General features: G+C 63.0%; 22 protein-coding genes, 1 tRNA gene and 1 pseudogene. 8 read left to right on the top strand and 16 right to left on the bottom strand.

All coding sequences use genetic code 11. The annotated features are described in order from the left end of the window. The first annotated feature begins 447 nt into the window (after positions 1-447). Entirely contained in the window at positions 448-1,539 is a 1,092-nt protein-coding gene (locus ACSLE4_RS01585) for a histidine kinase dimerization/phosphoacceptor domain -containing protein (RefSeq protein WP_435902738.1), read from the top strand. A 231-nt stretch (positions 1,540-1,770) separates the two neighbouring features. Next, on the top strand, positions 1,771-2,106 hold the full coding sequence (locus ACSLE4_RS01590; protein ID WP_435902739.1) for a hypothetical protein: 336 nt from the start codon (positions 1,771-1,773) through the stop codon (positions 2,104-2,106). A gap of 561 nt (positions 2,107-2,667) precedes the next feature. On the opposite strand, the gene ACSLE4_RS01595 is transcribed toward ACSLE4_RS01590, so the two are convergent. The 3 genes and pseudogenes from ACSLE4_RS01595 to ACSLE4_RS01605 all read right to left on the bottom strand — a co-directional run. Then, entirely contained in the window at positions 2,668-3,018 is a 351-nt protein-coding gene (locus ACSLE4_RS01595; RefSeq protein WP_435902740.1) for an EF-hand domain-containing protein, read from the bottom strand. Positions 3,019-4,400: 1,382 nt separating this feature from the next. After that, a complete protein-coding gene (locus ACSLE4_RS01600; RefSeq protein ID WP_435902741.1) occupies positions 4,401-4,730 on the bottom strand; it encodes a DUF1344 domain-containing protein in 330 nt (109 codons plus the stop codon). A 370-nt stretch (positions 4,731-5,100) separates the two neighbouring features. Then, positions 5,101-5,289 (bottom strand): annotated as a pseudogene (locus ACSLE4_RS01605) (transposase); the annotation flags it as partial. Between the two features lie 217 nt (positions 5,290-5,506). Between ACSLE4_RS01605 and murJ the strand changes: the two are divergent. Next, positions 5,507-7,138 (top strand): murein biosynthesis integral membrane protein MurJ, encoded by a 1,632-nt coding sequence (murJ, locus tag ACSLE4_RS01610; protein WP_435902742.1) that lies wholly within the window; start codon positions 5,507-5,509, stop codon positions 7,136-7,138. A gap of 69 nt (positions 7,139-7,207) precedes the next feature. On the opposite strand, the gene murI is transcribed toward murJ, so the two are convergent. From murI to rpmH, 10 genes are all read right to left on the bottom strand, one after another. After that, positions 7,208-8,038 (bottom strand): glutamate racemase, encoded by an 831-nt coding sequence (murI, locus tag ACSLE4_RS01615; protein ID WP_435902743.1) that lies wholly within the window; start codon positions 8,036-8,038, stop codon positions 7,208-7,210. Beyond that, entirely contained in the window at positions 8,028-9,221 is a 1,194-nt protein-coding gene (dapE, locus tag ACSLE4_RS01620) for a succinyl-diaminopimelate desuccinylase (RefSeq protein WP_435902744.1), read from the bottom strand. The genes murI and dapE overlap by 11 nt, the downstream gene beginning before the upstream one ends. Before the next feature lie 41 nt (positions 9,222-9,262). Further along, positions 9,263-9,709 (bottom strand): DUF805 domain-containing protein, encoded by a 447-nt coding sequence (locus ACSLE4_RS01625; RefSeq protein ID WP_435902745.1) that lies wholly within the window; start codon positions 9,707-9,709, stop codon positions 9,263-9,265. 221 nt (positions 9,710-9,930) lie between these two features. Then, entirely contained in the window at positions 9,931-10,773 is an 843-nt protein-coding gene (gene dapD, locus ACSLE4_RS01630) for a 2,3,4,5-tetrahydropyridine-2,6-dicarboxylate N-succinyltransferase (RefSeq protein ID WP_435902746.1), read from the bottom strand. A gap of 10 nt (positions 10,774-10,783) precedes the next feature. Then, the gene (locus tag ACSLE4_RS01635) at positions 10,784-11,548 is read right to left on the bottom strand and encodes a pyrimidine 5'-nucleotidase (RefSeq protein ID WP_435902747.1); all 765 of its coding nucleotides are present in this window, start codon (positions 11,546-11,548) and stop codon (positions 10,784-10,786) included. Beyond that, positions 11,545-12,534 (bottom strand): acetylglutamate kinase, encoded by a 990-nt coding sequence (gene argB, locus ACSLE4_RS01640; RefSeq protein ID WP_435902748.1) that lies wholly within the window; start codon positions 12,532-12,534, stop codon positions 11,545-11,547. Before argB ends, ACSLE4_RS01635 begins: the two co-directional genes overlap by 4 nt. A gap of 7 nt (positions 12,535-12,541) precedes the next feature. Next, entirely contained in the window at positions 12,542-13,216 is a 675-nt protein-coding gene (gene yihA / locus ACSLE4_RS01645) for a ribosome biogenesis GTP-binding protein YihA/YsxC (RefSeq protein WP_435902749.1), read from the bottom strand. A 41-nt stretch (positions 13,217-13,257) separates the two neighbouring features. Beyond that, entirely contained in the window at positions 13,258-15,204 is a 1,947-nt protein-coding gene (gene yidC / locus ACSLE4_RS01650; protein ID WP_435902750.1) for a membrane protein insertase YidC, read from the bottom strand. 53 nt (positions 15,205-15,257) lie between these two features. Beyond that, positions 15,258-15,644 carry a ribonuclease P protein component gene (gene rnpA, locus ACSLE4_RS01655; RefSeq protein ID WP_435902751.1) on the bottom strand — a complete coding sequence of 129 codons (387 nt, stop codon included), beginning with the start codon at positions 15,642-15,644 and terminating at the stop codon, positions 15,258-15,260. A 22-nt stretch (positions 15,645-15,666) separates the two neighbouring features. Then, complete coding sequence (rpmH, locus tag ACSLE4_RS01660; RefSeq protein ID WP_435902752.1) at positions 15,667-15,801, bottom strand: 50S ribosomal protein L34; 135 nt, start codon at positions 15,799-15,801, stop codon at positions 15,667-15,669. Between the two features lie 439 nt (positions 15,802-16,240). Between rpmH and ACSLE4_RS01665 the strand changes: the two genes are divergently transcribed. From ACSLE4_RS01665 to ACSLE4_RS01675, 3 genes are all read left to right on the top strand, one after another. Then, on the top strand, positions 16,241-17,032 hold the full coding sequence (locus ACSLE4_RS01665; protein WP_435902753.1) for a TVP38/TMEM64 family protein: 792 nt from the start codon (positions 16,241-16,243) through the stop codon (positions 17,030-17,032). 26 nt (positions 17,033-17,058) lie between these two features. Further along, complete coding sequence (locus ACSLE4_RS01670; protein ID WP_435902754.1) at positions 17,059-18,483, top strand: dihydrolipoyl dehydrogenase family protein; 1,425 nt, start codon at positions 17,059-17,061, stop codon at positions 18,481-18,483. Between the two features lie 103 nt (positions 18,484-18,586). Further along, positions 18,587-20,050 (top strand): ATP-binding protein, encoded by a 1,464-nt coding sequence (locus tag ACSLE4_RS01675; protein ID WP_435902755.1) that lies wholly within the window; start codon positions 18,587-18,589, stop codon positions 20,048-20,050. 16 nt (positions 20,051-20,066) lie between these two features. Here ACSLE4_RS01675 and ACSLE4_RS01680 read toward each other — a convergent pair whose 3' ends face one another. Then, positions 20,067-20,435, bottom strand: a complete 369-nt coding sequence (locus ACSLE4_RS01680; protein WP_435902756.1) for a hypothetical protein — start codon at positions 20,433-20,435, stop codon at positions 20,067-20,069. A 180-nt stretch (positions 20,436-20,615) separates the two neighbouring features. On the opposite strand from ACSLE4_RS01680, the gene ACSLE4_RS01685 reads away from it, so the two are divergent. Continuing rightward, positions 20,616-20,692 (top strand) — tRNA-Arg (locus tag ACSLE4_RS01685). A 116-nt stretch (positions 20,693-20,808) separates the two neighbouring features. Continuing rightward, positions 20,809-21,432 carry an MEDS domain-containing protein gene (locus tag ACSLE4_RS01690; RefSeq protein WP_435902757.1) on the top strand — a complete coding sequence of 208 codons (624 nt, stop codon included), beginning with the start codon at positions 20,809-20,811 and terminating at the stop codon, positions 21,430-21,432. A gap of 2 nt (positions 21,433-21,434) precedes the next feature. Here the strand turns inward: ACSLE4_RS01690 and ACSLE4_RS01695 are convergent, their stop codons facing one another. Both ACSLE4_RS01695 and ACSLE4_RS01700 read right to left on the bottom strand, forming a co-directional pair. Then, positions 21,435-24,614 carry an efflux RND transporter permease subunit gene (locus ACSLE4_RS01695; protein WP_435902758.1) on the bottom strand — a complete coding sequence of 1,060 codons (3,180 nt, stop codon included), beginning with the start codon at positions 24,612-24,614 and terminating at the stop codon, positions 21,435-21,437. Positions 24,615-24,629: 15 nt separating this feature from the next. Further along, positions 24,630-25,679 (bottom strand): efflux RND transporter periplasmic adaptor subunit, encoded by a 1,050-nt coding sequence (locus ACSLE4_RS01700; protein WP_435902759.1) that lies wholly within the window; start codon positions 25,677-25,679, stop codon positions 24,630-24,632. Positions 25,680-26,035 lie beyond the last annotated feature (356 nt).

Consider the following 26,035-nt stretch of genomic DNA (forward strand, 5'->3'; position numbering starts at 1 on the left):
CGGTTTCATCGAGTACAACGGCGACCTAAAAGTGCACAATTCGCTGTTAAATGTGGTTTTGCATGACGCGCCCGGACTGAGGCGAGAACCGGAGGATGCGTGATCCAAGTCAGCGGGGGGACCGTGTGAACGCGCGCCTTCAGCGTGACCGGCTGGGCCGCCGACTGACCAAGCTAAAGCGGAATTAGATTTTTTCCTCGGCGCACTAGCTGCCGCTACCAATCCATGCCCGTCACAAGCCGGCTGATTGTTCATACGGGGCCTCCTCACCCTCCATTCGGGCCAAGGAAAACCTAAACACAGCATCGGGCGCACCGTGTCCTGTTTTATACAGACTCGCCTGTGCTGAGTGCTCCACGCTACCCGTCGGAGGCGTTCAGTCTGGCTCGTCCATCCTTAAATGGCCGGCTTCTGGAGAGCGCAGATCTGTTCACGGGAGTATTTCAAATGCTGGCAACCCACTTCAGGCAACAGTTTACCGACATTAGCGATGCCTGCGCACTCGCCCAAGGCATCGTCGACACAGTCCACGAGCCGGTGCTCGTGCTCGACAAAGCATTGCGTGTTATCGCCGCGAGCCGCTCCTTCTATTCGGCTTTCAACGTTCGCCCCGAAGAGACTCAAGGCCAGCACCTTTACACATTGGGCAATGGACAATGGGACGTTCCGCAGCTTCGCATGCTGCTGGAAAAGGTCATACCGGAGCACCGGGTGATTGATGGCTTTGACGTGGAGCATAACTTTCCCCACCTCGGATTTCGCACGATGCGCGTCAATGCGTGCCAATTGTTTTACGAGGGAGGTGCCGACACGACCATTCTGCTAGGCATTGAGGATGTCACCGATAGGCGAAAGCTGGAGGATGAAAAGGACGACTTGCTACGACAGAAGGACGCGCTGCTGCAACAGCAGGAGGTGCTGCTCCAGGAATTGGAGCACCGCGTTGCCAATAGCCTGCAAATCATTGCCAGCATCATACTCATGAAAGCGCGGACAGTGACGTCGGAAGACACGCGTCATCATCTCCAAGACGCTCACCAGCGCGTTTTGTCAATTGCCACTGTGCAGCGACAGCTCCATGCATCCGGGGCCGGTGGACCTATCGAAATTGGGCCTTATCTCTCGAAGTTGTGCGAGACCCTTGCCACTTCCATGATTGGTGAGAGCCAACCTATCTCGCTAAAAGTCGTTGCCCAAGAAGGCTATGCCACGTCCCGTCAGGCCGAGAGTCTCGGCTTAATGGTGACTGAGCTCGTCATGAATGCTGTGAAGCATGCATTCCCCAACGAGAAGGTCGAAGGCCACATCACCGTCGCGTATGAGGTAGCCGGAACGAATTGGAAGCTTTCGGTCGCTGACGATGGGGTTGGCAAGCCAGAAGGCGTTTTTGCTCAAGCAAAAACTGGGCTTGGCACGGGCATTATCAAGGCGATCGCGCAACAACTCGGCGCCGATGTCGAAACTTTGGCCGGCCCTGATGGAACGACAGTGGCTATCACTCGCGCTACGTTTGAGACGGTGGCGATCCGAGCCGCGTGAGGGCCGCGCCAGCAGGCGCGGCATCCTCGACTTCCGCTTCGCATGCGGGGGGTCGAGGCCTTTTCGAGGAACCGGGAGTTCCCCACGACGTTAACTCTAAGCAGGCCCGATTGGCCTCGAGTAGGCCGTGACCGTCGGCCAGCCCCTAACTTTTCAACGACAGGTCCTCCCGACCCAATGACAGTCAGAGCCATCCTTTTTGCCGCGGCGATCAGCCTGCCGACTGCCGCAATGAGCGCGGACCCCCCATCTCTTGCGGGCGACGCGTTGTGTACTGCCATTAGTGGCAAGACTGTCTATCTCAAGATTTCAGGCTTCGAGCTGCCCATCCGCTACGCGGCCGGCGGACGCATGAGCGGCAAGATGGGCAGGATGGCTGCGGAGTTTTCCAGAGGCGATGGCTCCTCCGATTATGGCCGCTGGTGGATTGAGGCTAATAGGCTCTGCCAGCGCTGGTCGAGCTGGATGGAAGGGAAGTCCTACTGCTACAAGTTCACCCTCAACGGCAAGTCCGTCCGCTGGGTGCGTAGCGACGGACGCTCGGGCACGGCGCGCATCGGCGGCTGAGCTGCACGCCCCCGGTCCGCTTCCGCGCCCGGCAGCGCGCCGCATGAATGGCTCATCCACCACGGTTACGCTCCCCAAGCCGCGATGCTTCAGTGATCGGACCCCACCAAGGGTTGAGCCCGACGCCCCTTGGAACGAACACAGCGGTACTTTGTTAAGATTAAGACGGGTGGCCCACCGAGATCGAGGCGGCCATGAAGCGACTTCTGCTCTCAGTTGGATTGCTGGGTACAGCCCTTATTCAACCAGTACCGTCGGGCGCAAGCTCGCAGCGCGACGAGCCGGACATCATAGACATGTCCTATGCTTCGCCTGATGCGTGGCATGCTCTCCCGCCGCAATTCCACATTCATGAGAAGCCGCCTCTACCTGCGCTTGAGCCGAATGAAGTTGATCTCCCGTCATCACGCACCAAGCTAGCGGTCCTTAATTAGGGTTGGCCAGGTGAAGCTCAACTCTTGGGTCAACCTGCGCCCAGAGCGGAAACGGCAAACGGCCCCAGGAAAAACCCTGAGGCCGCTTCTTCTACTTGCCGTTACGCTACGCGGCATCACTTAGCGGTTAGAGTTTTGCAGGCGGGCTCATTTCCTTGGTGGTCGAGGCGTCGGCGCTCTGCACCCAGCCCTTGCCGCAAGCAGTCTTGAACTCGGCGTCGGAGATCTTTCCGTCCTCGTCCGTATCGACCATCTGGAAATTCACGATATACGGCAGCGCCATGTCGCCGGATAACGTGTCACCGTCCGGGGAGGCCACTGTCCACAGGCTCTGGCATGCGGCGTCATCCAAGACCGCGCTCGGGCGACCCGAACTGTCACCGGACTGAGAACCTTCAGGAACCGGCGCACCGGCTCCAGCAAAGGCATAACTGGCACTAAAGAGAACCGCCACGGCGGTAAGGGTTGCGAATTTCATTGTACGTCCTCCTATGCTCGTTGACTGACTCGTGCGCGAACATTCGCGCAGTGAGGACTGCCCGGCAGGTCTCAAGAGCAGGTCTCAAGAGAGGGGAAACATCATCAAGGAGGGTGTCGTTCTACAAGGAGGGTGTCGTTCTAACAGACACATCATCGAGGACGGTGTCGTCGGACCCGGTCATCAAGCTAACTGCCTCGCAGGCAATTAGTTCCCATCGGCTTTGGTTTCAGCACCGCGATCGCGCAACCTTCGGGAGGCGGAGATCTCGTTGCGTGACACCCTCAGTAAGCGCTTTTTGATTTGAGTGGGAGTGCACCCGGAATGAGCGAAGCTGAGAAGCCGGAGCGCTAATTTTGTACGCATTCCGTCGGATCGCATCAACTCAGCGGAAAGGCCGTCGTCAATCAGATCCACCGTTACCTCTTCAAGGATCTGGGTGAAACTCGACAACGCTTCAGGGCCGAAGGCAATGCTCGCTCTGTCGACTGACACGCTGTGACCCACGATTGAAGGCTAACGCTGTTAGAACCAGCGTCCGCGGCCATACCAGCCGCCGCCAAAAATGATCAGGACGAGAATGAGGATGATGAGAAGTGTCGTCGTGTCCATGTCGGTCTCCTGGGGTGAATAAGAGAAGCCCGGGTTAGGCCGGGCTTCTCTATTAGTCAGGGCATCGGGGCTGACGGGGGGAATCGCTCCAATGCCACTAAATCGCTCCAATGCCACTAAAAGGAGAACCCGCCGGCACGAACTTAGTTCCGGTTGCCGCGCGGCAGCTGGCGCGTCCATCCTGCATTGATGGACTTCGCGACGACGTGGTCTTACCGGCCAAGAACCGGCAACTTCAATGGCCGCGTCGACCGGCCCAATGAAGGCATAGCCTTCGGTCCCTTCATTCGGGGGAGACGGAGCTACCATCATTCCGCCTCATTTTGGCGGTGTGCCTTGGTCTGAGGGAAATCCAGCTTGAGTTTTAGAGAGCCCAAGGAACTCGAAGCCGTGGGAGATGCGCTGTGCGACGACCTTTAACCGTCATTGCTGGTCTTGGCGCTGTTTGGCTCGGCGCTCTGATCTTAGCAACTCCAGAGGCAGGGGCCTCGCTCGCCCAACCCAACAGTCTCTCCACGAAGCGGCTCAAGGCCATTCCGCCGGAAATCAGGCCAGTGGGTCGACCGCGTGCCATCCCTGCGACGATCAAGAGGGAAAGGCCAGGTGAGGGGCCCGTTGGCCCTCCGGTCAGGAGAGGCAAGGGCTTAGCCCAACCTGCACCGCAGAGTGAGGACGATACTGTCCAGAGCGCAAGTCGCTGAGCCCGTCACCTTAACCGAATTCCTAGGCCCGTCCGGAGGACGGGCCTAGGTGTTGTGGTTCAGTCGGGTCTAGTAATCTTGCGGTGCTTCGGGCGCCTCTGACGCTGCTGGGGGAGCCATTTCCGAGTCTTCGGTGGCGCTCACTGCGTCGGCTTGGATATCCTGAGCCACCCGCTGGCCGTTCTCGTCCTCAAGGGACAGCGTCACATTCTGACCCTCGGAAAACGCGTCCAGGGAAACTCCCTCGCCGAGCTGATAGGTCATGCCGTCGTCGAGCGTGATGGAGTTGGCTTGTTGATCGATACCTTGAATCTTGCCGGAGACGTCCTCGGCAAGGGCCGTGCCTGCAAAGCCAAACAAGGCGATGGCGGACAATGCGCTGATGGTGGTGATTTTCATGTTAGATCCTCCTTGGGGGGATAGAGGGTTCGAGTTCGCAGGCGTCTGCCTCCGACTCCCTTAATCAATGGAGGGGGAAGCACTTTGGTTCCCACTTGGGCCCTTTCGCGTGCCTGGATTTTTCTCGCCGCCTGGCAATCCGGGGAATACGCGCCTGCCCTGAAGTAGCTGTTCGTTGTGACTCGCCAACAGCCAGGGCGTGGGGAGTCAGCTATTGGCAGATACTGTCGATAAAGTCGGCGGCGGATCCGGCTTGGTCCTCCTCGCTGCTGCGAGGCTGAGGGGTTCTTTGCCTTTCATCAGCACCCGGTTGGGTGGTGGCGGGTCTACCGATGCTACGGGACGCCACCGGCAGCGGCTCTCACGCAGCTTACGCGACCGCGAGGCCTGGCGGGGGCCACGCCAGCCGCAAGGCCATCGTCTTGAGGTTCTGGACGATGGCCGCGAGGTGGAACTCGTCGCGTGCGCCGGAGAGGCCGCGTAGCCTCAGCCGCTCGAAGCCGTGGTGGGTCTTCAAGTGTGCAAAGCGCATCTCGACCCGCTTCCTCTCGTCACGCGACCTGGCAAACGCCTTAGCGAAGCGGTAGCGCAAAGGAGAACCTCTCCCTCCCCCTGAAAGGGGGAGGGAGAAGAGACGAGCCCGGCAATGACGAAAAGGAATAGGAAGAGGCACGCCAAAGGGCTGCACGTGGCCAGAGGAAGCATAGCCAGGCCCCTGAAATTCCGATACGCCTCTGCCGCGAACGGGGATCGCCGTTGAAAGACCACGAGGACGCATGATCAGGCGCATCGCCACTGTCGGCGGGCTCACGCTCGTCTCGCGCCTCACGGGCTTCATCCGCGACGTGGTCATGGCCGCTATTCTCGGCGCCGGGCCCATCGCCGACGCCTTCTTCGTGGCGTTTCGCCTGCCCAACCATTTCCGCGCGATCTTCGCCGAAGGCGCTTTCGCCGCCGCCTTCGTGCCGGCCTATGCGCGCACGCTGGAGGAGGCCGGCCTTCCCGCCGCCAAGCTGTTCGCCGATCAGATCGCGGCCGCCCTGGTCACCATCAATCTGGTGCTGCTCGCCATCGCGCTGTTGTTCACGCCGGAAGTCGTCGGCTTGCTCGCGCCGGGCCTCGCCGGCGATCCGGAGCGTTTCGACCTGGCGGTCGCGCTCACCCGCATCACTTTTCCTTATCTGGCGCTCGTGTCGCTCGAGACGCTGTTCGCCGGCATCCTCAACGCCAACAACCGGTTTGCGGCCGCGGCATCCGCGCCGGTGCTGCTCAACCTGTCGGTCATCGCCACGCTGCTGCTGGCGCCCTATTTCAGCGATGCCGGTCACGCCGCGGCTTGGGGGGTGCTCATCGCCGGCGTGGCGCAGGCGCTGCTGCTGGGCGCCGACGCCGAGGCCCATGGCTTCGGAATTCGCTTGCGCATGCCGAAGCTCGACGAGCCGACCCGGAAATTCTTGAAGGCGCTCGGCCCCGCCATCATCGGCGCCGGCGGCGTGCAGCTTGCGCTCTTCGCCGACACGGTGATCGCCACCTTCTTGCCCACCGGTGCGTTGTCGGCGCTCTACTATGCCGACCGCATCAACCAGCTTCCCATCGGCGTCGTCGGCATCGCCGTGGGCACCGTGCTGCTGCCGGAGATGTCGCGGCGCCTCGCGGCGGGCGATGTGACGGGCGCGGCCTCGGCGCAAGCCCGCGGCATCCAGCTCGCGCTGTTGCTCACAATCCCCTGCGCGGCGGCCGCCCTTGCCATTCCCGACCTCATCATGCGCGCGCTGTTCGCCCGTGGCGCCTTCACATCCGCCGACGCGCTCGCCGCCGGCTCGACGCTCGCCGCCTATTCGGTGGGGCTGCTGCCCTTCGTGCTGCTCAGGAGTTTCACCGCGCCCTTCTATGCGCGCCGCGATACGTGGACGCCGGTCAAGGCGGCGCTCCTGGCGGCCACCGTCAACATCGCCTTGAAGGTGGTGCTCATGGGCCCGCTGGCGCAGGTCGGCCTGGCGCTTGCCACCAGCATCGGCGCTTGGATCAATTTGAGCCTGCTCGCCTACTTTGCCCGCCGTCAGGGCTTCGCAGTGTCGGGCACGGCCATCGGCAGACCCGTCGCCAAGCTCCTCGCCATTGGTGTGGTGTTCGCCGGGGCGCTGTTCGCCGGGGCCTATGGGCTCCAGCAGGCGCTGTCCGGTCTTGCGCATTTCCGCGACGAGACCGCGTTGGCCCTGCTTGTGATCCTCGGCGCGGGCCTCTACTTCGTGCTGGTCTACCTGGTGCTCGGCCGGCGCTGGTTCACGGGCCTGTTGAAAGAGGTCTCCACGGCGGCGGACAGCCCCGCGCGGGTCGATCTCAAAGAGTCCGATCCCACGGACGATTCCGCCGCCCTGCCGGACTCCGAGCCGCCGCCGAAGGGCTAGCCGCTTGTGTCATTGCCCGGCTTGACCGGGCAATCCAGTAACCCATGCGGTCCGCGGGCAGGACGAACGCTAGGACTTCAACAAGTCAACCAGTTCCACGTCCCCCTCGTCGATCGCCGCCCCCAGGAAGATCGCGCCGACGCGCGCGAAGCGCTCGGGCGAATCCGTGGCGAAGAACCGGAGTCTCGGCCCGTCGCCCGCCCCGCCGGCCGCAAGTCCGCCCTCCGCAAGCGCCTCGGAGACGGCGGCGGCCGTGGTCTCCGCCGAGTCCACCAGCGCGACACCGCAGCCGATGGTCCTGCGGATGGCGTCGGCCAAGACGGGGAAATGCGTGCAGCCCAGCACCAGGGTGTCGGGCGCGTCCGCGCCTTCGAACAGCGGCTCGAGATAATGCGCGGCGGTCGCAAGGGTCGCCGGCGTGTCCGCCCAGCCTTCTTCGGCGAGCGCCACGAACACCTGGCAAGGCTGCTGGATCACCTCGGCGTCCGCCATGAGCTCTTTGATGGCCCGCGCATAGGCGCCGCCTTTGACCGTGCCTTCGGTGGCGAGCACGCCGATGCGCTTGTTCTTCGTCGCCGCGACTCCGGCGCGCGCACCCGGCTCGATCACCCCGATCACCGGCACCGGGTCCCAGGACTCTTGCAGGACATAGAGCGCGACCGCCGAGGCCGTGTTGCAGGCGATCACCACCATCTTCACGCCTTCGCCGAGCAGAAGTCGCGTGGCTTGCAGCGCGTAAGCTTGCACGGTCTCGGCGCTCTTGGTGCCATAGGGGAGGCGCGCGGTGTCGCCGAGATAGACGAAGCGCTCCTGCGGCAGCCTCGCGGCGAGTGCCCGCAACACCGTCAAACCGCCCATGCCGGAGTCGAAGACCCCGATCGGCCGGCTGTCACCGGCCATCGGGGGTCCCCGCGAAGGCCTCGAAATAGCGTTCGATGAAGCGGCGGTAGATGGCGGTGAGTTGCTCGAGATCGGCGACCTTGGCGTTCTCGTTCGCCTTGTGGATCGTCTCGGTGGTCAGCCCGAACTCGACCACCGGGCAATAGTCCTTGATAAACCGGGCATCCGAGGTGCCGCCGTCGGTCGAAAGCGTCGGCGTCTTGCCCGTGATCTCGTTCACCGCTTCGCTGAGGAGCGCATCGAGTTCCCCCGGCTCGGTGATGAACACGTCGCCCGGCGGATCGAAGTCGAGCGTGAACGTGAGCTCGGAGCCGGCCAGCGCCTGGGTGATCTCCTCTTGCAGTAGGGTATGCAAGCCGTCCGGCCGTTGCCGGTCGTTGAAGCGGATATTGAACTTCGCCTCGGCGCTCGCCGGGATCACGTTAGTGGCCGGGTTGTCCACGTCGATGCTGGTCACTTCGAGGTTCGATGGCGAGAAATGCGCGCTGCCGTAATCGAGCGGCGTGTCGTAGAGCTTGGCCAGAATCTCGATGATGCCTTTCACCGGATTGGCGGCGAGATGCGGATAGGCGACGTGACCCTGCTGGCCCGAGACTTTAAGCCGCCCGTTCAAGCTGCCGCGCCGCCCGATCTTGATGACCTCCCCGAGTTCGGTGGAGTTCGAGGGTTCGCCCACGATGCAGTGATCGGGCTTCAGCCCATTCTGCTCCATCCATTTCAGCACCTTCTTGGTGCCGTTGATGGAGGGGCCTTCCTCGTCGCCGGTGATGAGCAGGCTGACCGTGCCCTCAATCTCGCGGTTCTTGGCCTTGGCGTAGTCCATCGCCGCGGCCGCGAAACAGGCGATCGCGCCCTTCATGTCGGAGGCGCCGCGGCCGTACAGCACGCCATCGGCGATCTCCGCGGCAAACGGCGGGTGGCTCCAAAGCTGATCGTCCCCTGGCGGCACCACGTCGGTATGTCCGGCGAAGCACAGATGCGGCGGCCCGTCGCCCATCCGCGCCACGAGATTGTCGATGGTGGGCGTGCCCTCCTCGGCGAAGGTCAGCCGGTCGCAGACAAAGCGCGCCTTCTTCAGCGGCTCGATCAAAACATCGAGCGCGCCGGCGTCCTTCGGGGTGACGCTGGGGCAGCGGATCAAGCCTTGCGCGAGCGCGATCGCCTTCTCGCCGGGCGTGGACATGGATCGGTCCTGGGTTCTAGTGTGGCCGAGCGCCACCGTGTCTAGCTAATAGCCGCCAGCGGGTCGCCGCCAAAGTGATTTTGCCCCGGCGTGCCCTTGAGAATGCCGAGGTCGATGAGGAACCACAGGCCGACGCCGAGATTGACGAGGGTGCAGAGCCAGCCGATGGCGTTCGGCTCCTGCGGCGTACCCGTGAGGCCCCAAGTCACCAGCAGATTCGCTAGCAGTAAGGGCACCAGACCGTAAAGCGCGGTCTTTCCGGGCTTGTCCCGGTCCTGGAAGCGTTTCGCGCACAATGCGTAAGTCGGGTAGAACAGGGCGAGCGCCAGCAGCGTCAGCAAAAAGCCCCCGAAAAAGCCCGTGCCGAAAATCACTTCGATGATCAAACTAATGACCAGGCTGACGACCGCCAGAATGACCGCCCCGGCCCACCATTTGGCCCGGTTGATGCGGCCGTCGAACGACGTGAGAATATATTGCAAATCCATTGTTCCCCCCCCGGGCAGGCCTCGAGACTCAAGGTCTCCGGTTGTAAGGCCGAATGATGGGTTTGCGAAGAGGGACATGATCTCAAGTCCGTGAGCTAGCCGAGCTCGGCGTTGGCCTGAGGATCTCCCGAAGGAGCCAGGCCATAGGCATTCGGCCCCTGAGTTCCCTTGAGGAAGCCGAGCTCGACCACAATCCACAGAAAGATCAGGGCGATGACCTCTTAGTCTCGGAGAAGCTCGTTAATAGAGGTCTTGGACCGCGTCTGCTCGTCCACGGTCTTCACGATCACCGCGCAGTAGAGCGACGGTCCGGGCGAGCCATCCGGCAGGGACTTGCCGGGCATGGAGCCGGAAACCACCACGGAGAAGGGCGGAACGCGGCCCTGATGCACGAAGCCCGTGGCCCGATCGATGATCTTGGTGGACTGGCCGATATAGACGCCCATGGACAGCACCGCACCTTCGCCGACGATCACGCCTTCGGCAACCTCGGCACGGGCGCCGATGAAGCAATTGTCCTCGATGATGACCGGGTTCGCCTGGAGCGGTTCAAGCACGCCGCCGATTCCGGCGCCGCCGGACAGGTGCACGTTTTTGCCGATCTGGGCGCAGGAGCCGACCGTGGCCCAAGTGTCGATCATGGTGCCGCTATCCACCCGCGCGCCGAGATTGACGAAGGACGGCATCAGCACCACGCCCGGCGCGATATAGGCCGAGCGGCGCACCACGCAGCCCGGCACGGCGCGGAAGCCCGCCTCCTTAAAGTCCTTGGCCTTCCACTTCTCGAATTTGACCGGAACCTTGTCCCACCAGGACGAGCCGTCCGGGCCGCCGTCCATCTTGTGCGGGTCGTTGAGGCGAAACGACAGCAGGATCGCCTTTTTTACCCATTGGTGCACGACCCACTCGCCGTCGATCTTCTCGGCCACACGCAATTCGCCCTTGTCGAGCAGGTTCAAGACTTCTTCGACGCCGTCGCGGACGACGCCTTTGGTGACCGGCTTGATTTCCGAGGCGTGCTCGAAGGCGCCGTCGATGAAGCTCTTGAGGTGGTCGTAGGACATGGGACTCCCGTCAGGTCAGGCAGAACTGCGCTGGGCGGACGGCGGGCCCGGAGGGCTCGTTTTCCTCCGCAAGTGCGGCTCCGATGGCGGTGAGGAAAGGCGCGAGCGCCTCGGTGCGATGGTGGATATGGTCCGGCAGGGCCGTCCAGTCTTCGTTGCTCAAATGCTCCGGACGGCCGGTGGCGCGGCAGTCGATCCAGACCGTGGTCATGCCGACGGCGTGCGCCGTTTGCAGATTATGCGGCAGATCGTCGAACATGGCGGCTTGCGGCGCGGCGATGCCGTGCGCGGCGATGAAACGGTCGAAGGCTTCGCGCGCCGGCTTTGGATTGATGTATTCGAGCGCGTGGATGTCGAAAATATCCTCGAAGCGGTCGAGCACGCCGAGCTTGGCGGCGACCGCTTCGGCGTGCCCGCGCGAGCCGTTGGTGAACACGAACTTCCGCCCGGGCAGCGCGTCGATCGCCGCGCCGAGCTCCGGCGCGGGCGCCACGACCGCGAGGTCGATGTCGTGCACATAGTCGAGAAATGCGTGGGGCGAGACCCCGTGGAGCCGCACGAGCCCGGCAAGCGTGGTGCCGTGCTCGGCGTAATAGCGCTGCCGCATGGCATGGGCCTCGTCGAGCGAAAGATCGAAGGCATCAGCGATGAACGCACCCATGCGCTTGTCGATCTGCGAGAACAGATCGCAGTCCGCCGGATAGAGCGTGTTGTCGAGATCGAACACCCAGGTGTCGATGTGCCTAAACCCGCGCGCGGATAGAGTCTCCGTCATCGCGGCGCCCTCGTGCGCTTCGGGCGCCGCCGCTCGATCAGCGTGCCCGCGCCATGCTCGGTGAACAGCTCCAGCAGCACCGCGTGGGGCACCATGCCGTTGATGATCACCACCGCTTCCACCCCTTCGGCGATCACGTCCACGCAGCTCTCGATCTTCGGGATCATGCCGGCGGTGATGGTGCCATCCTCGATCAGGCTTTGCGCCTCCGCCGTGGTCATGGAGCGGATCAACTGGCCTTCTTTGTCGAGCACGCCGTCCACATCCGTGAGCAGAAGCAGCCGTTTCGCTTTCATGGCGACGGCAAGGGCTGCTGCGAACGTGTCGGCATTGATGTTCAGCGTCTCGCCCTCGGGCCCCACGCCAATCGGCGCCACCACCGGGATCAGGTCGGAACGGATGATGACGTCCACGATATGCGGCTCGACCAGCGCCGGCTCGCCGACGAAGCCGAGATCCATCACCTTCTCGATATTGGAATCGGGGTCGCGCACGCGCCGTTCGAGCCGCTTGGCCCGCATCAAATTGGCGTCCTTGCCGCAAATGCCGACCGCCTTGCCGCCCTGGTCGTTGATCGCCGACACGATTTCCTTGTTGACGGAGCCGGCCAGCACCATTTCGACCACGTCGACGGTCTCGCGGTCGGTGACCCGCAAGCCGCCCTTGAACTCGGATTTGATGTTCAGCCGCTCCAAAAGCTTGCCGATCTGCGGGCCGCCCCCATGCACCACGACCGGGTTCACGCCAGCTTGCTTCAGGAGCACGATGTCGCGGGCGAAGTCGCGGGCCAGTTCCGGATCGCCCATGGCGTGGCCGCCATATTTGACCACCACCGTCTCGCGGTCGTAGCGCTGCATGAACGGCAGGGCCTCTGACAGCACCTTGGCCTTGGCGTGCACGGATTCGAGCACGTCCGCGAGCGGCGCCGTGTCCTTCGGGGGCGCCGGAGTCTTGGACTTTGCTGGGGCTGTCTTGGTCTTGGCCATTTGCGCCTTATAGCGGCGCTTGGCCTAAAGGCACAACGCCGTTTGGGGAAAGCGCGGCGACCGAGGCGCGCAGCTCAGGGCTGCCCATGCCAGTGCGGGCGGAGGTGACGAGGATGTGCGGGTAGGCCGCCGGATGCTTGGCAAGCTCTTGCGCGGTCTTGGCGATCACCGCGTCCAGCTCGCTCTGCTTCGGCTTGTCGGCCTTGGTCAGCACCGCCTGATAGGACACCGCGGTCTCGTCCATGAGCTTCATGGTGTCCCGGTCGTTGGGCTTCACGCCGTGACGGGCATCGATCAGCAGGAACACGCGCTTCAGCTCCCGCCGGCCCTTTAGATAGTCCTCGATCAGCTGGGTCCAGCCTTTGACAGCCGATTTGGGCGCTTTCGCGTAGCCGTAGCCCGGCATGTCCACGAGGTAGAGATCGCCAAGGGTGAAGAAGTTGAGCTCACGCGTGCGCCCCGGCGTCACCGAGACGCGCGCCAGCGTCTTGCGGCTGGTGAGCGCGTTGATCAGGCTGGATTTGCCGACATTCGAGCGTCCGGCGAAGGCGATCTCGGGCCGACCGTCATCGGGAAGCCCGTCGAGGCTGACGACGCCTTTGACGAACTCGCAACCGGACTTGAACAGCGTCTCGCCGCGGGCGATCTCCTCTGGGCCGAACTCGGAGGTTTCCATGGTCATGGCTTGCCCGCGTTCGCGGGCAAAGACAAGAACGGTGAGCGCTAAGCCGGGCGGTCCTGGTCCGCCTCGCCTTCCGGCGGCTTGCCGGCCTCCTTCTCGGCGGCCTTTTGCTTGGCGGCACGGCTCGCCCGGCGCGAAGCCTTGGCGCTTCGCTTCTGTTCCGCCTCCTCCTTCGCGGACTTCACCTCTTCTGGCGCGTCCGCGGGCTCCTTCGGCGGCCTGATACCGAGATTTTCCAGGAGCGGAATATCCACGCCCTGGCGCCACATGATCAAGGACTGCTGGAGGATCGAAAGGGTGTTGTTCCACGCCCAGTAGATCACGAGGCCGGCCGGGAAGGAGGCCAGCAGATAGGTGAAGATCACCGGCATCCAGGTGAAGATTTTTTGTTGAATCGGGTCCGGCGGCGCCGGGTTCAGCTTCATCTGGAACCACATGGTGACGCCCATGATGAGCGGCCAAGCGCCGATCATCAGGAAAGCCGGCGGGTCCCAGGGGATGAGGCCGAACAGGTTGAAAATCGAGGTCGGGTCCGGCGCCGACAAGTCCTGAATCCAACCGAAGAACGGCGCGTGCCGCATTTCGATGGTGACGAACAGCACCTTGTAGAGCGCGAAGAACACCGGGATCTGCACCAGGATCGGCAAACAGCCCGCGGCCGGGTTCACCTTCTCCGTCTTGTAGAGATCCATCATCGCCTGCTGCTGGCGCATGCGGTCGTCGGAATAGCGCTCCTTGATCTTTTGCATCTCGGGCGCGAGCTTTTTCATCCGGCTCATCGACACGTAGGACTTGTTGGCAAGCGGGAAGAACACGAGCTTGATCAGCACCGTGACGATGAGGATCGAGACGCCGAAATTGCCGACCAGCCTAAAGAAATAGTCGAGCGCGTAGAACATCGGCTTGGTCAAAAAGTAGAACCAGCCCCAGTCGATCAGCAGGTCGAATTTGGGAATCTCGTAGGCCGCCGCATAGCCGTCGACGACATTCACTTCCTTGGCCCCGGCGAACACTTGCCCGGACACTTGCGCCGTGTCGCCAGGCGCCACCGACAGCGGCCCCATCAAATAGTCGGTCTGAAAGCGCTGACGATCGCCGGTCTCGGTGCCGGCGAACTTCGCCTCGAAGGTCTTGCCTTGCTCGGGAACGACCACCGTCGCCCAATATTTGTCGGTGATGCCGAGCCAGCCGCTCTCACTCTTGAACGTGGCGGGCGCGTCTTCCAAGGCACTCGAGTAGCTGATCTCCTCGAGCCCATCGTCGACCACGCCTATCAGGCCTTCGTGCAGAATGTAGAATCCCTGCACCTCGGGCAGCTCGTGGCGCGAGACGAGACCATACGGATAGAGTGTGACGGCGGACGTGCCTGTATTGGTCACCTTGTCGTCGACGGTGAACATGTACTTGTCGTCGACGGAGATCGTGCGCGTGAATTTGAGACCCTGGCCATTGTCGTACGTGAGCGTGACCGGCGAATTCGGGGTCAGCGTGCCTTGGCCCTCCGCCGTCCACACTGTGTCGCCGGTGGGAAGGGTGAGGTCGCTGCCGCCTGACCCGACAAAGCCCCGCTCCGCGTAATAGGCGTGGGGGGCGCCCGCGGGCGACAACAGAATGACCTGCTCGCTGTCGGGGTCGACCGTGACCCGGTAATCCTTGAGGATCAGGTCGTCGAGCCTTGCGCCTTTCAGCGAAATGGACCCTCTGACGCTCGGGGTCTCGATCTGGATGCGCGGCGAGGCGGAGAGCGCCTCCTCGCGGGTCTGCCCGGTCGGCGAGCCTTCCGGCTGCGGCGTGCTGCTTGCCCCGGGCTGCGGCGCGGCGCCCGGTTGCAACGTCTCACTGCCGGGCGTGGGCGGTCCCTGCTCGCTCTGCTCTTGCGCTTGCTGCTGCTCGGGCGGGGTCTCCGGTACGAAGAAGAACTGCCAGGCGAACAGCACGACCATGGACAGCACGATCGCCAGGATAAAGTTGCGGTTGTTCTCGTCCATGTCGCTCTCAGGCTCGGTGGCCGCTTTCTTCCGCGAAGCGCGAAGGGAAGTAGCTAATCGGATGGGGGCTTGCGGCGCCTTTTTGCCGAAGACGGCTCGTGCACGTGGGCCAGCGCGCGTTCAAGATCCTTGATTAGCTCGATGAAGGGCCGTTGTACCGCGCCTCCCCGCGCGATCAACACATAATCATAGCCTTCCAAGGCCAGGGCGGGGGCTGCGAGCCGCACCGCCTCCTTGAGTCGCCTACGCGCCCTATTGCGTATGACAGCGCCACCGAGGCTTTTGGTCGCGGTGAAGCCGAACCGGGCGAGATGGGCAGCGGGAAGCCCGCTCGGCAGGCGGCGCCTGGCTTGAAGCACGAGCGAGGGCGTGGCGAAGCGCGTACCGCCCTTCACATAGAGGAACTCAGGCCGGGTCTTGAGACGTCCGATGGCCGTCACCGGGGAGGCGGGGTTCGCGCGCCTAAGCAGACAGGCGCTTGCACCCCTTGGCTCTACGCCGCGAGATCACCTTGCGCCCGGCCTTGGTGGCCATACGGGCCCGGAAACCATGCCGCCGCTTGCAGACGAGCCGCGATGGTTGATAGGTGCGTTTCAAGGACTTTCTCCTGCCATCCGTCCGCGCTCTCAGAAAGCGAAAGCGGGCCCTGGAGGCGAAAAGGTTCGGGGCGGCTTATAGGTTGGCGAGGAGCGCAAGTCAATCAATCCGGCGCATTCCCCGGTCTTTTACGCCTCGGAGCGCCGGCAATTGCACAAAAATGGGTCTCTTGGCCGCGAAGTCACGTCAAACCCCTTTCCCGCTGTTGTGGCAGCGCCCCAAAGTCGGTTAATCAATCTCCAGTTCCCTCCCAATGCACGGCGCGCACGCACGCGCCGGAAGCCAGTCCGTAAATATGCCAGACCGCCAATTTGCGCTGATAGGGCCGTTTCGCATCACGTCCACTGACGGCGCATCACAAGGGCGCGACAAGCCGTTCCCAGGTCTGATCGGGCCTGCCTATCTCTTGGCTATTGGCAGCCAGGGAGTACCCTTCAGCATGGACACGGTGCAGCACATGGCCCGCGGGGCCGGCAACTGGCTCAAACGGCTGTGGCCGCTTCTGCTGCTTCTGGGGGTCGGCGGGCTCGTCATCGCCATGGGCTGGCACCGCTACCTCACGCTTGAGCACCTGGCCAATAATCGGGAGAGCCTACGCGATCTCATCGCGGGCCATTACCTGCTCGCGCTGGCGGCCTTCGTTGCCATCTACGCCGTCACCGTGTCGCTATCGCTGCCCGGAGGCGCCGTTTTGACGATTGCCGGCGGATTTCTGTTCGGCTGGCTGGCAGGCGGCATCGCCTCGGTCATCGCCGCCACGGTCGGCGCGACGGTCGTGTATCTCGTCGCCAAGACCACGCTGCGCGATTTCGTCGTGGCCAGGGCCGGTCCCCGGCTGAAGCGGTTTGCCGACGGCTTCCGCGAGGACGCCTTCAGCTACCTTCTCTTTCTGCGGCTCGTGCCGGTGTTTCCGTTCTGGCTGGTCAACCTCGCGCCGGGCCTTCTGGGCGTGGCGTTCGGGACCTACGTCCTGACCACCGCTCTCGGCATCATCCCGGGAACCTTCGCCTTTTCGCTGGCGGGCAACGGGCTCGACAGCGTCGTCGAGGCTCAGCAAGCGGCCCATCAATCCTGCCTTGCCAAGGCGGGAGAGGGCGGTCAAGAGTTGTGCCCGTATGGGCTCGATCCCGGCGCGTTGCTGACGCCAGAATTGATTGCCGGCTTGGTGGCGCTTGGGCTCGCGTCGCTTATTCCGGTGGCGGTAAAATGGTTCAGGCGGCGGCCGGCCTGATTGGCTAAACGGGGGACTAGACGATCATGGAAGAGGTGCTGAAGCCCGACCTCTGCGTTATCGGCGCGGGCTCAGGCGGCCTTTCGGTGGCGGCGGCGGCGGCCCAATTCGGCGTGCCTGTCGTGCTCATCGAGAAAGGCCTTATGGGCGGCGACTGCCTCAACTATGGCTGCGTCCCGTCCAAGGCGCTGCTCGCCGCGGGCAAGCGCGCCGACGCGGTCCGCACCGCCTCCACCTTCGGCATCGACGTGCTCGAAGCTCAGATCGATCACCGCGGCATCCACGATCACGTGCACCGCGTCATCGCCAGCATCGCGCCCAACGATTCCGTGGAGCGGTTCACCGGGCTCGGCGTCCGCGTGATCCAGGCGCAAGCCAACTTCCTCGACAAATTCACCGTGGAGGCCGGCCGCGTGCTTGTGCGTGCGCGCCGCTTCGTGATCGCCACGGGCTCGTCCCCCACGATCCCACCCATCCCCGGCCTCGATGAGGTGTCCTACCTCACCAACGAGACCATCTTCGACATCGGCGAGCGTATTCAGCATCTGATCGTGCTGGGCGGCGGCCCTATCGGACTAGAGCTAGGCCAGGCCCATCGCATGCTTGGCTCACACGTCACCATCTTCGACACCGCGGACTTCCTCGCCAAGGAAGATCCCGAAGCGGCCAAGGTGCTGCTCAAGCGGCTCGAGGATACAGAGGTGGTAATGTATCCCAACACGCGGATAGAACGCGTGGAGCCCTCGGTGCAGGGCGTCGCCGTGCATTTTCACAAAGACGGCGAGAGCGTCATCATCAAGGGCTCGCATATTCTGGTTGCCACCGGACGCAAGCCCATTTTGAAACCGCTCAGTCTTGACCGCGCCGGCATCGCCCACACCGACCACGGCATCAAGGTCAACGAGCAGCTCAAAACCTCAAACCGTCGCGTCTACGCAATCGGCGATGCGATCGGCGGTCAGCAGTTTACGCATCTGGCCAACTATCACGCCAGCATCGTCATCAAGAACGCGCTGTTCCGTCTGAAGCCGGACGTCAGCGCCGTGAACATTCCGCGGGTCATGTATACGGACCCTGAGCTCGCTCAGATTGGCCTCACCGAGCAGGAAGCTCATAAGAAGCACCGGCGCATCCGCATTTTCCGCTGGCCGTATGCGGACAACGACCGCGCGCAGTGCGAGCGGAAAACGGAAGGCTTCATCAAGGTTATCACCAAGAAAGACGGCACGATCCTCGGCGTCACCATCGTGGGCGCGGAAGCCGGCGAGCTGCTTCAGCTTTGGATCGTCGCCATGGCCAAGGACATTCGCATCGGCGACCTCATCTCGCTGGTGCTGCCCTATCCGACCCTTTCGGAGCTCTCCAAGCGAGTGGCTTTCGCCTACTACCAGCCCACCCTGTCCAAGGGCTGGTTGCGCACCATTATCGGCCTGCTGCGCAAGCTGGGCTAGAAGCGGCATTTGCGGAAATCGGCCCAATTTTCGGGTATTATGACGGAACGCGCCGGGACGCGTACCGGCGTCCACGCTTGAGAACTGGGCAAAGAGCGCTGTCGTGAACGATCAGACTTCAGGCGAGGAACGGGAACCGAGACGGATCTCTCGCGCCGTGGCGGGTCTTTCGACTAAGCTCCTGCTGCTCACCATCGTGTTCGTCATGGTGGCGGAGGTGCTTGTCTTTGTGCCGTCGGTCTCCAATTTTCGCCGCCAATGGCTGATGGAACGGTTGCAAGCGGCCCAGATTGCCTCGCTCGCGGCCGAGGCCGCCCCCGGGGGCCGGCTGCCCGCCAGGCTCCGCGACGAGCTGCTCGATAGCGCCAGGGTCAAGGCCATCTCGGTCAAGCGGCAGGATGCGCGCGTGCTCATCATCGAGATGGATATGCCGGCGGATGTCGATGGGTCCTACGATCTGCGCAACGCCTCCTGGATGACCCTCATAGCCGACGCGCTCATGGTCTATGTCGCGCCCGACGATCGCGTCATTCGCGTGGTCGGCGAGCCGGGCTTCAACGCCGGCGAGACCATCGACGTCGTCATGGAGGAGGGGCCGCTGAAAGCAGCCATGCTGCGCTACGGGCTCGACATTCTGGGTCTGTCGATCCTCATTTCGATCATCACCGCGGCGCTGGTCTTTCTCGCGCTCGACTGGCTTCTGGTGAAGCCCATCACCAGACTCACGCGCAACATGGTGCGCTTCGCCGAGCAGCCGGAGGATCCGGCGCGGATCATCGCGCCGTCGTCGCGCCGCGACGAGATCGGCACCGCCGAGCGCGAACTTTCGGCCATGCAGAACGAACTGTCGCAGACGTTGTCGCAAAAGACGCGGCTCGCGGCGCTCGGCCTCGCGGTGAGCAAAATCAGCCATGACCTGCGCAACATGTTGTCAAGCGCGCAGCTTCTGTCGGACCGCCTGGCCGAGGTGAAGGACCCGACCGTGCAGCGTCTTGTGCCGAAGCTTATCGCCTCGCTCGATCGCGCCATCCGGCTCTGCGTTCAGACTCTCGATTTCGGTCAGGCCCAGGAGGCAGCGCCCCGGCGCATGCGCTTCGAGCTTGCGCCGCTTATCAAGGAGGTGGGCGACGCTCTCGGCCTGCCGCGCGACGGATCGGTCGATTGGCAGCTCGATCTGGAGGAGCGGCTCGAAGTCGACGCCGACCGCGACCAGCTTTATCGGATCTTGAGCAATCTTTGCCGCAACGCCGTGCAGGCGCTCGAGAGCGAGCCGGGCCGTCCGGGCGCGATCATGGTGGTTGCGCGCCGCGAGGGCGCCGTCGCGATTATCGACGTGGCCGATACCGGACCAGGCGTGCCGGAGAAGGCGCGGGCGCGGCTGTTCCAGGCGTTTCAGAGCGTCGCGCGCAAAGGGGGCTCGGGTCTGGGGCTCGCCATCGCGGCGGAGCTGATCCAGGCCCACGGCGGCGAGATCGAGCTCCTCAGCAATGACGGCGGCGCCACCTTCCGCGTCACCATCCCCGACGTGGTGGTCGAGTTGGAACGGGCGAGGCGGCGCCGCGCGTAAAGGCTAAGACAGCCTGTTATTGCGTCTTCTCAGCGCTCACGGGTGCGCCGTCTTGCGTGCCGTCCTGGTAGGCGGTCTTGGTGTACTTATTGCCGTCCTTGGCGATCTTGGTGGTCCACTCGTCGGACCAGTCAATCATGGCCGCGCCGTCTTCTTCCTTCCAAGAGCCGGACAGGCTTTCGCCAGCGCGATCGCCGGAGGCGGATCCGTCTTCGGACAGCGTAATGGTCATCGGCTTGCCTTGAGTGTCCTCGGTTGTGTACTTGCCCACGAAGCTGTCGCTGGCAGCGGTGGTGTCGTCCGAGGGGGCGTCGCAGCTGGCGACGGCGAATGTGAGGAAAACCGCGCCTAGAATGGCGACCGCGTTGCGGAAATATCGAATCATGGTGCTTCTCCCTAGTGGTTGTCGGCCCAACATAATGGAAAACTGTTTCGATTCATGCCGGGTTCCCTACACTTGCCTTCGATGTCGCAAGGTATTACCTAGGCGGGTCCCGAGCCGCCGCTTTAGCCGGCGCCTCGGATCAGCCAATCCCGCTCAAATTGTTGCGGTTTTTCGGCTTATGCGCCGGTAGCTCAGCTGGATAGAGCACCAGACTACGAATCTGGGGGTCAGGGGTTCGAATCCTCTCCGGCGCGCCAATTTCCCCCTTCTCCGAAAGTGACGTGAGACCCCCAACTCTGTAGAATGAGCGCCTGTCGGGTCTTGGGCGCAGGGGCACATTCCAAAAGTGGCGAGACGCAGAAAGCACAGTGGATTGGCCACGACGAGCAAGGTCACTCTGGCGGGCTCGTCGCTCGGCTGCCCCTGCCATGTCTGCGCGCTTTATGGTCACGCTGAGGAGCAATACGCCGCGCTCCTGCCGTTTTTGAAAGAGGGCATCGAAGCCGGAGATCGGGTCGTCACACTTGTCGATCCGGCCGAGCGCGACGAGCGCCGCAATCGGCTGCGACACGCCGGCATCGACGTTGAGGCGGCGGAGCGCAACGGTCAGCTCGAAATTTCGGCCTGGGATGAGATTTACTTGGCCGGCGGCGGCTTCGACCCGGATGCAATGCTCGGTCTTGCGCAGGAGAGCATCAATAAGGGGCGTCAACTCGGCTTCAAGCGGACGCGCGGTTGGGCCAATATGGAGTGGGCGCTGCAGGATGCCCCCGGCGTGGAGTTGCTGGCAATCTACGAAAGCCGGCTCAACCACATCTTGCCGCTCTATGGCGAGGCGGTGGTTTGCGCTTACGATGTAACGCGCTTCCCGGCCGGCGTGCTGGAGGACGTTGTGCGGGCCCACCCGGACCTCTGCGCCGACGGCTGGGCGGCGGTCCATCCGCACTATGTGCCGCCAGAGCAGCTCGTGCCCGAGCTTCAGAGCAAGCTGGCGTAATCCTACTCGCCGGGTGCGGGTGAAGGCTCCATGGCCGAAGATTTGCTGCCCGCCTTTTTCCCATAGCCTGCCAGCTTGAACACGCTGATGGACAGCGCCGGCAGGAAGGTCAGCGTGATGATCGCCGTACTGAGAATGCCGAACAGCACGATGGCGCCCACGCCCCGATAAAGCTCCGTACCCGCGCCCGGGATGAACACCAACGGCGCCAAGCCGCAGATCGTCGTCACCGTGGACATGGCGATGGGCCGCAAGCGGGACGAGACCGCCTCCATCACGGCGTTCTGCGCGTCGAGCCCCATCTCACGCAGGTTATAGAGCGCCCGGTCCACGATCAGGATCGGGTTGTTCACCACCGTTCCCATCAGGATCAAAAAGCCCAGCATCGTGATCATATCGAAGGGCTGAATGATGGGGTCGAGCCCGAAGCGCGGCAGGATCGCACCGACCCAGTTCATCAGCGCCAAGCCGACCAATCCGCCTGCCACGCCGAGCGGAATCGTGGTCATGATGAGAAGCGGGTAGCCCCAATGGGTGAAGATGGCGACAAGGAGAAGGTAGATAATGACGATCGCCACCAGGTAATTGCCGGCAAGCGCGCTGCGCGTGGCGTCCAGTTGGTCGGAGGCTCCGGAAATGTTCATGGTCACGGCGAACGGCATTTCGCCCGCGCGCTTCATATGCTCCACGAGCTGGCTACGGACGATTTCGACGCCCGTCTCGAGAGCGATGTTGTCCGGCGGGATGATGTTGAGGGTTACCGTACGCTTGGCATCGATGCGCCGGATCGTGTTCGTATCCACCGTCTCTCTGATATCCGCGACGGACGACAGCGGCACGATGGTGCCTTGCGGCGTATAGATCGGCATCTGGCCGAGATTGTCGAGTTCGGCGCGCGCGGAATCCTTGCTGTAGAAATAGATGTCGATTTTTTCGTCGTCGCGGAAGAACTCCCCCACATAGGTCCCGTCGGTCAGCGCGGCGACGGTGAAGCCGACATCGTCTGCGTTCATGCCGAGTTCCGCCGCGCGATCCCATTTCGGGCGAACCTCGAGCAACGGCTGAGATAAGCTCAGTGTCGAAGGGTCGGCCTGAATGCGCGGACCGTCGAAGATCTCGTTCGCGCGGCGATAGGCGGTGGCCGCGGCCCGATAGACGTCATCGAGCCGGGGTCCGGAAATATCGAGGCTGACGCTGCGCGTGCCGCCGTCATTGCTGGTAATGATCGAGCCCCGCGAGACGAAGGGCTGCATACCCGGATACGTCTTGTACCTCTCGCCGATGATCTTCATCAGGTTGTCGATATCGCCGGAATCCACGGTCTCGGCGATGATGCGCAGGCCATCCGCCTCCATCATCAAGAAAAAGTATTTGAGTGCCGGGACCTCGGTCTCCCCGCTATGGAACCGTACCGGATCGTCTTCGACGAAGGGCATCAGCCAGTCCTGCAGGTCCTTGCCAATCTCCTCGATGGTCTCGAGGTTGTAGCCGGGCGGCGCGTTGAGTCTGGCGAACATCTTGGGCTCCTCGCCCTCGGGCAGATACTCGGCGGGCGGCGTCAGCAAGAGAATGATCGCGGCGCTGGCACCGGCCATGCCGAAGATGCAGAAGAGCCGCCGCAAAGGGCCTGCCACGAGCCAGTTCACGCCCTTGACGATTGCGCCGTCCGCCGCATCAACGGTCTTGTTGTCTTGCGGCGTGAGATCGAAATGCGCTGCCGCTGTGGGCACGACGGTAATGGCAACGATCATCGAGGCGAGGATCGAGGCGGATACGGCAATTGCGATGTCCGAGTAAAGCTGTCCGGCCTCTTCCTGGATGAATATAATGGGCAGAAAGACCATGACGGTGGTGAGCGTGGACGCCAACACCGCGGGCCATACCTTGCGGACGCCTTCGATTGCCCCTTTCAGCCGGCCTAGGCCGCGCCGCCGTTCGAGATCGATGCTCTCGAGCACGACGATGGTGTTGTCGAGCGTCATGCCGATGGCGAAAGCCACACCCGCCAGCGAGATGACATTGACGGTCCGCCCCGCAAGCATCAAGCCGATGAACGCGGCAATGGTACAGATCGGGACGCCCATCACGCCTACGACAGTGGCCTTTGCCGAGCGCAGGAACAGGAACATCACGAGCGTCGCCAACACGGCGCCAATGCCGAGATTGGTCCAGACGTTGCGGATCGAGGCTTCGACGTAGGTAACGTCGTCCGCAGTGCGCTCGATCTCCATGCCGGCGGGATGCAGCACCTCACGGTTGATGGCCTCGATCTCTTTCATTACCTCCTTTTTGATGGCGATGACGTTAGAGCCTGCCTCGCGGCGGATCGACAGGAAGATGATAGGCCGGTCGTTCACATAGGCGCGGGTATAGATCTCGAAATGGCCAAGCCGAACATCCGCAACGTCTTCAAGCCGTATGATGTTGTCGCCGCGACGGGCGATGATCAGGTCTTTCAGGTCTTCGAGATCGTCGAAGCGGCCGATGGTTCGCAAAAGATAGCGCCGCTTGCCACTTTCGATCTCGCCGCCGGACGTATCGCGGTTGCGTTCGGCGACCGCGCGGCGCACGTCTGTCAGCGAAATCTTGCGCTCGGCCAGTGCGGCCGGGTCGAACAAAATCTGAATCTGCTTTTCTGCGCCGCCGCCGAGCCGCACGTCGGAGACGTCGGTCACGCTGTCAAGACGCGCCTTGACGTTGTCATCGATGAAGTCGCGCATCATGTCCATGTTCAGTTCGCGTGGGTTGCCCGGAAGCGGAGACACGCGGAAGAACATGAAAGCGTTGGCGCTGAAGGAGCTCGCCCGCACCCGCGGCTGATCGACGTCCTCCGGATACGAAGGGACTTGGCTCAGCGCATTGTTGATGCGGATCAGCGTCTCGTTGAGATCGATATCATAGGGGAACTCTAGCTGGATCCGCGCCTCGCCGCTCGATGCTTGAGAGATGATGCGCTCCAGGCTGGGAATCGAGCGCAGATACTCCTCCTGCTCGATGATGATCTCTTTCTCGATGTCTTGCGGCGTTGCTCCGGGCCAGCGCGTCTGCACCGTCACCGTGCGGACCTCAAGGTCGGGAATCATCTGCACGGGGATGCGGAAGGCCGCCACGACGCCGAGCACGCACACGATGAGCGTTGCGACCGTTACCAAGGTCCCGCGCTGGACGATCTTTTCGAGCATCAGGCCGGTTCCCTCTTAGCCTCTTGCTTCCGCAATCCGGACAGTCTGGCCCTCGCGCAGCGACTCGTTCCCGCGCACCACAACCCGCTCACCCACTTTCAGCCCAGACAACACCTGCACATACCCATCGAAGGCGAGACCGATCTGCACCCGGCGTTCGGTGACGCTGGCCTTGTCGCCGTCCTGGTCCTTCAGGACCCATACCGTGATGCGGCCGTCCGGATAGCGGATCAGCGCGTCCCGCTTCACCGCCACGTCGTGCTTGCCGGTGTCGAGATTGATCAGGACGCGGGCGGACATGCCGGGCGTGATGGGAATGTCATCGCGCGTCGGCAGCACCCGCAACGTAAATGTGCGCGCGTCCGGATCGCTGACCGGAATAAGTGCGCCAATCTTTGCGGGCACCGTCTCGCCGGGAAGCGCATCGACCTCGATCGCCACCTCCGCACCATCTCTGAGCCGCGCGTAATACTGCTGCGGTACCGGCACATCGACGCGAAAGTCGCGCATGGCCACAAGCTCGAACACGGCCGTACCCGGTGCCACCCACTGGCCGACTTCAGCCATGCGCTGGGAGATAACCCCCTCATACGGGGCCGGCAACTTGTGACGCTCGAGGACCGCCATGCGACGCTTCTGTTCCGCCTTGAAACTCTCAAGGGTGGCGCTGTCGATCTCGACTTCCGCCTGCCTGGCCTCCACCTCGTTCTGAGGGCCGTACTTTCGCTTCGCGAGACTCTCGGCGATACCAAGGCGCCGCTTGGCGTCGTCGACCTCGGCGGCGGCTTGCGCGACCTGGGCCTCGGCTTGCGCGTAGGCGGCCTCTTCCAACTCGGCATCCAGTTCCAAGAGAAGGTCGCCTTGCTGCACATGCGCGCCGCTGTCGAAATAGACGGAGCTCACCAGGCCCTCCACGGACGTCGAGATCGGCGAGGCATGCGGCGACGTCACCGTACCGGAAAGCGCGAGCTTGCGGACGACGGGTGCCTCTTTCACCACCTCGGTCTCCACGGGCGGGATGGCTTGCGCCTGGAGGGACGCGCCCGGATAGGCCGCCACGGTCATGAACAGGCCGAGAAGAACGGCGTGTCTCGCCGGGGATCGGGAAGGTAAAGAAATAACAGCTCTCATATCGTCCAAGGGCCAATCGAGTGGGGCTGCGATGCGGGCGTCCAGCCGTGTAAGCCCATGGTAATCCAGGCTTCTCGGCCGGAACATTACGATGTGGAAAGGCCAAATCCGGCCCCCATCGCGTTCCGGCGCCAATCTAAAGATAGAATAGGACCGGTGCCAGCGACGACCGTCCGCATAACCGGGATTTGAACGACGAGCGGGCCGCTTTTGCCAAATCTTCCTGGCGCATCGTTAATGGGGGCGATGACAGTACGACAACACGGCCCCGATCGTGGCGCCCGCAGCCT

The organism is Methyloceanibacter sp., from assembly GCF_051306395.1.
GTDB lineage: Bacteria > Pseudomonadota > Alphaproteobacteria > Rhizobiales > Methyloligellaceae > Methyloceanibacter.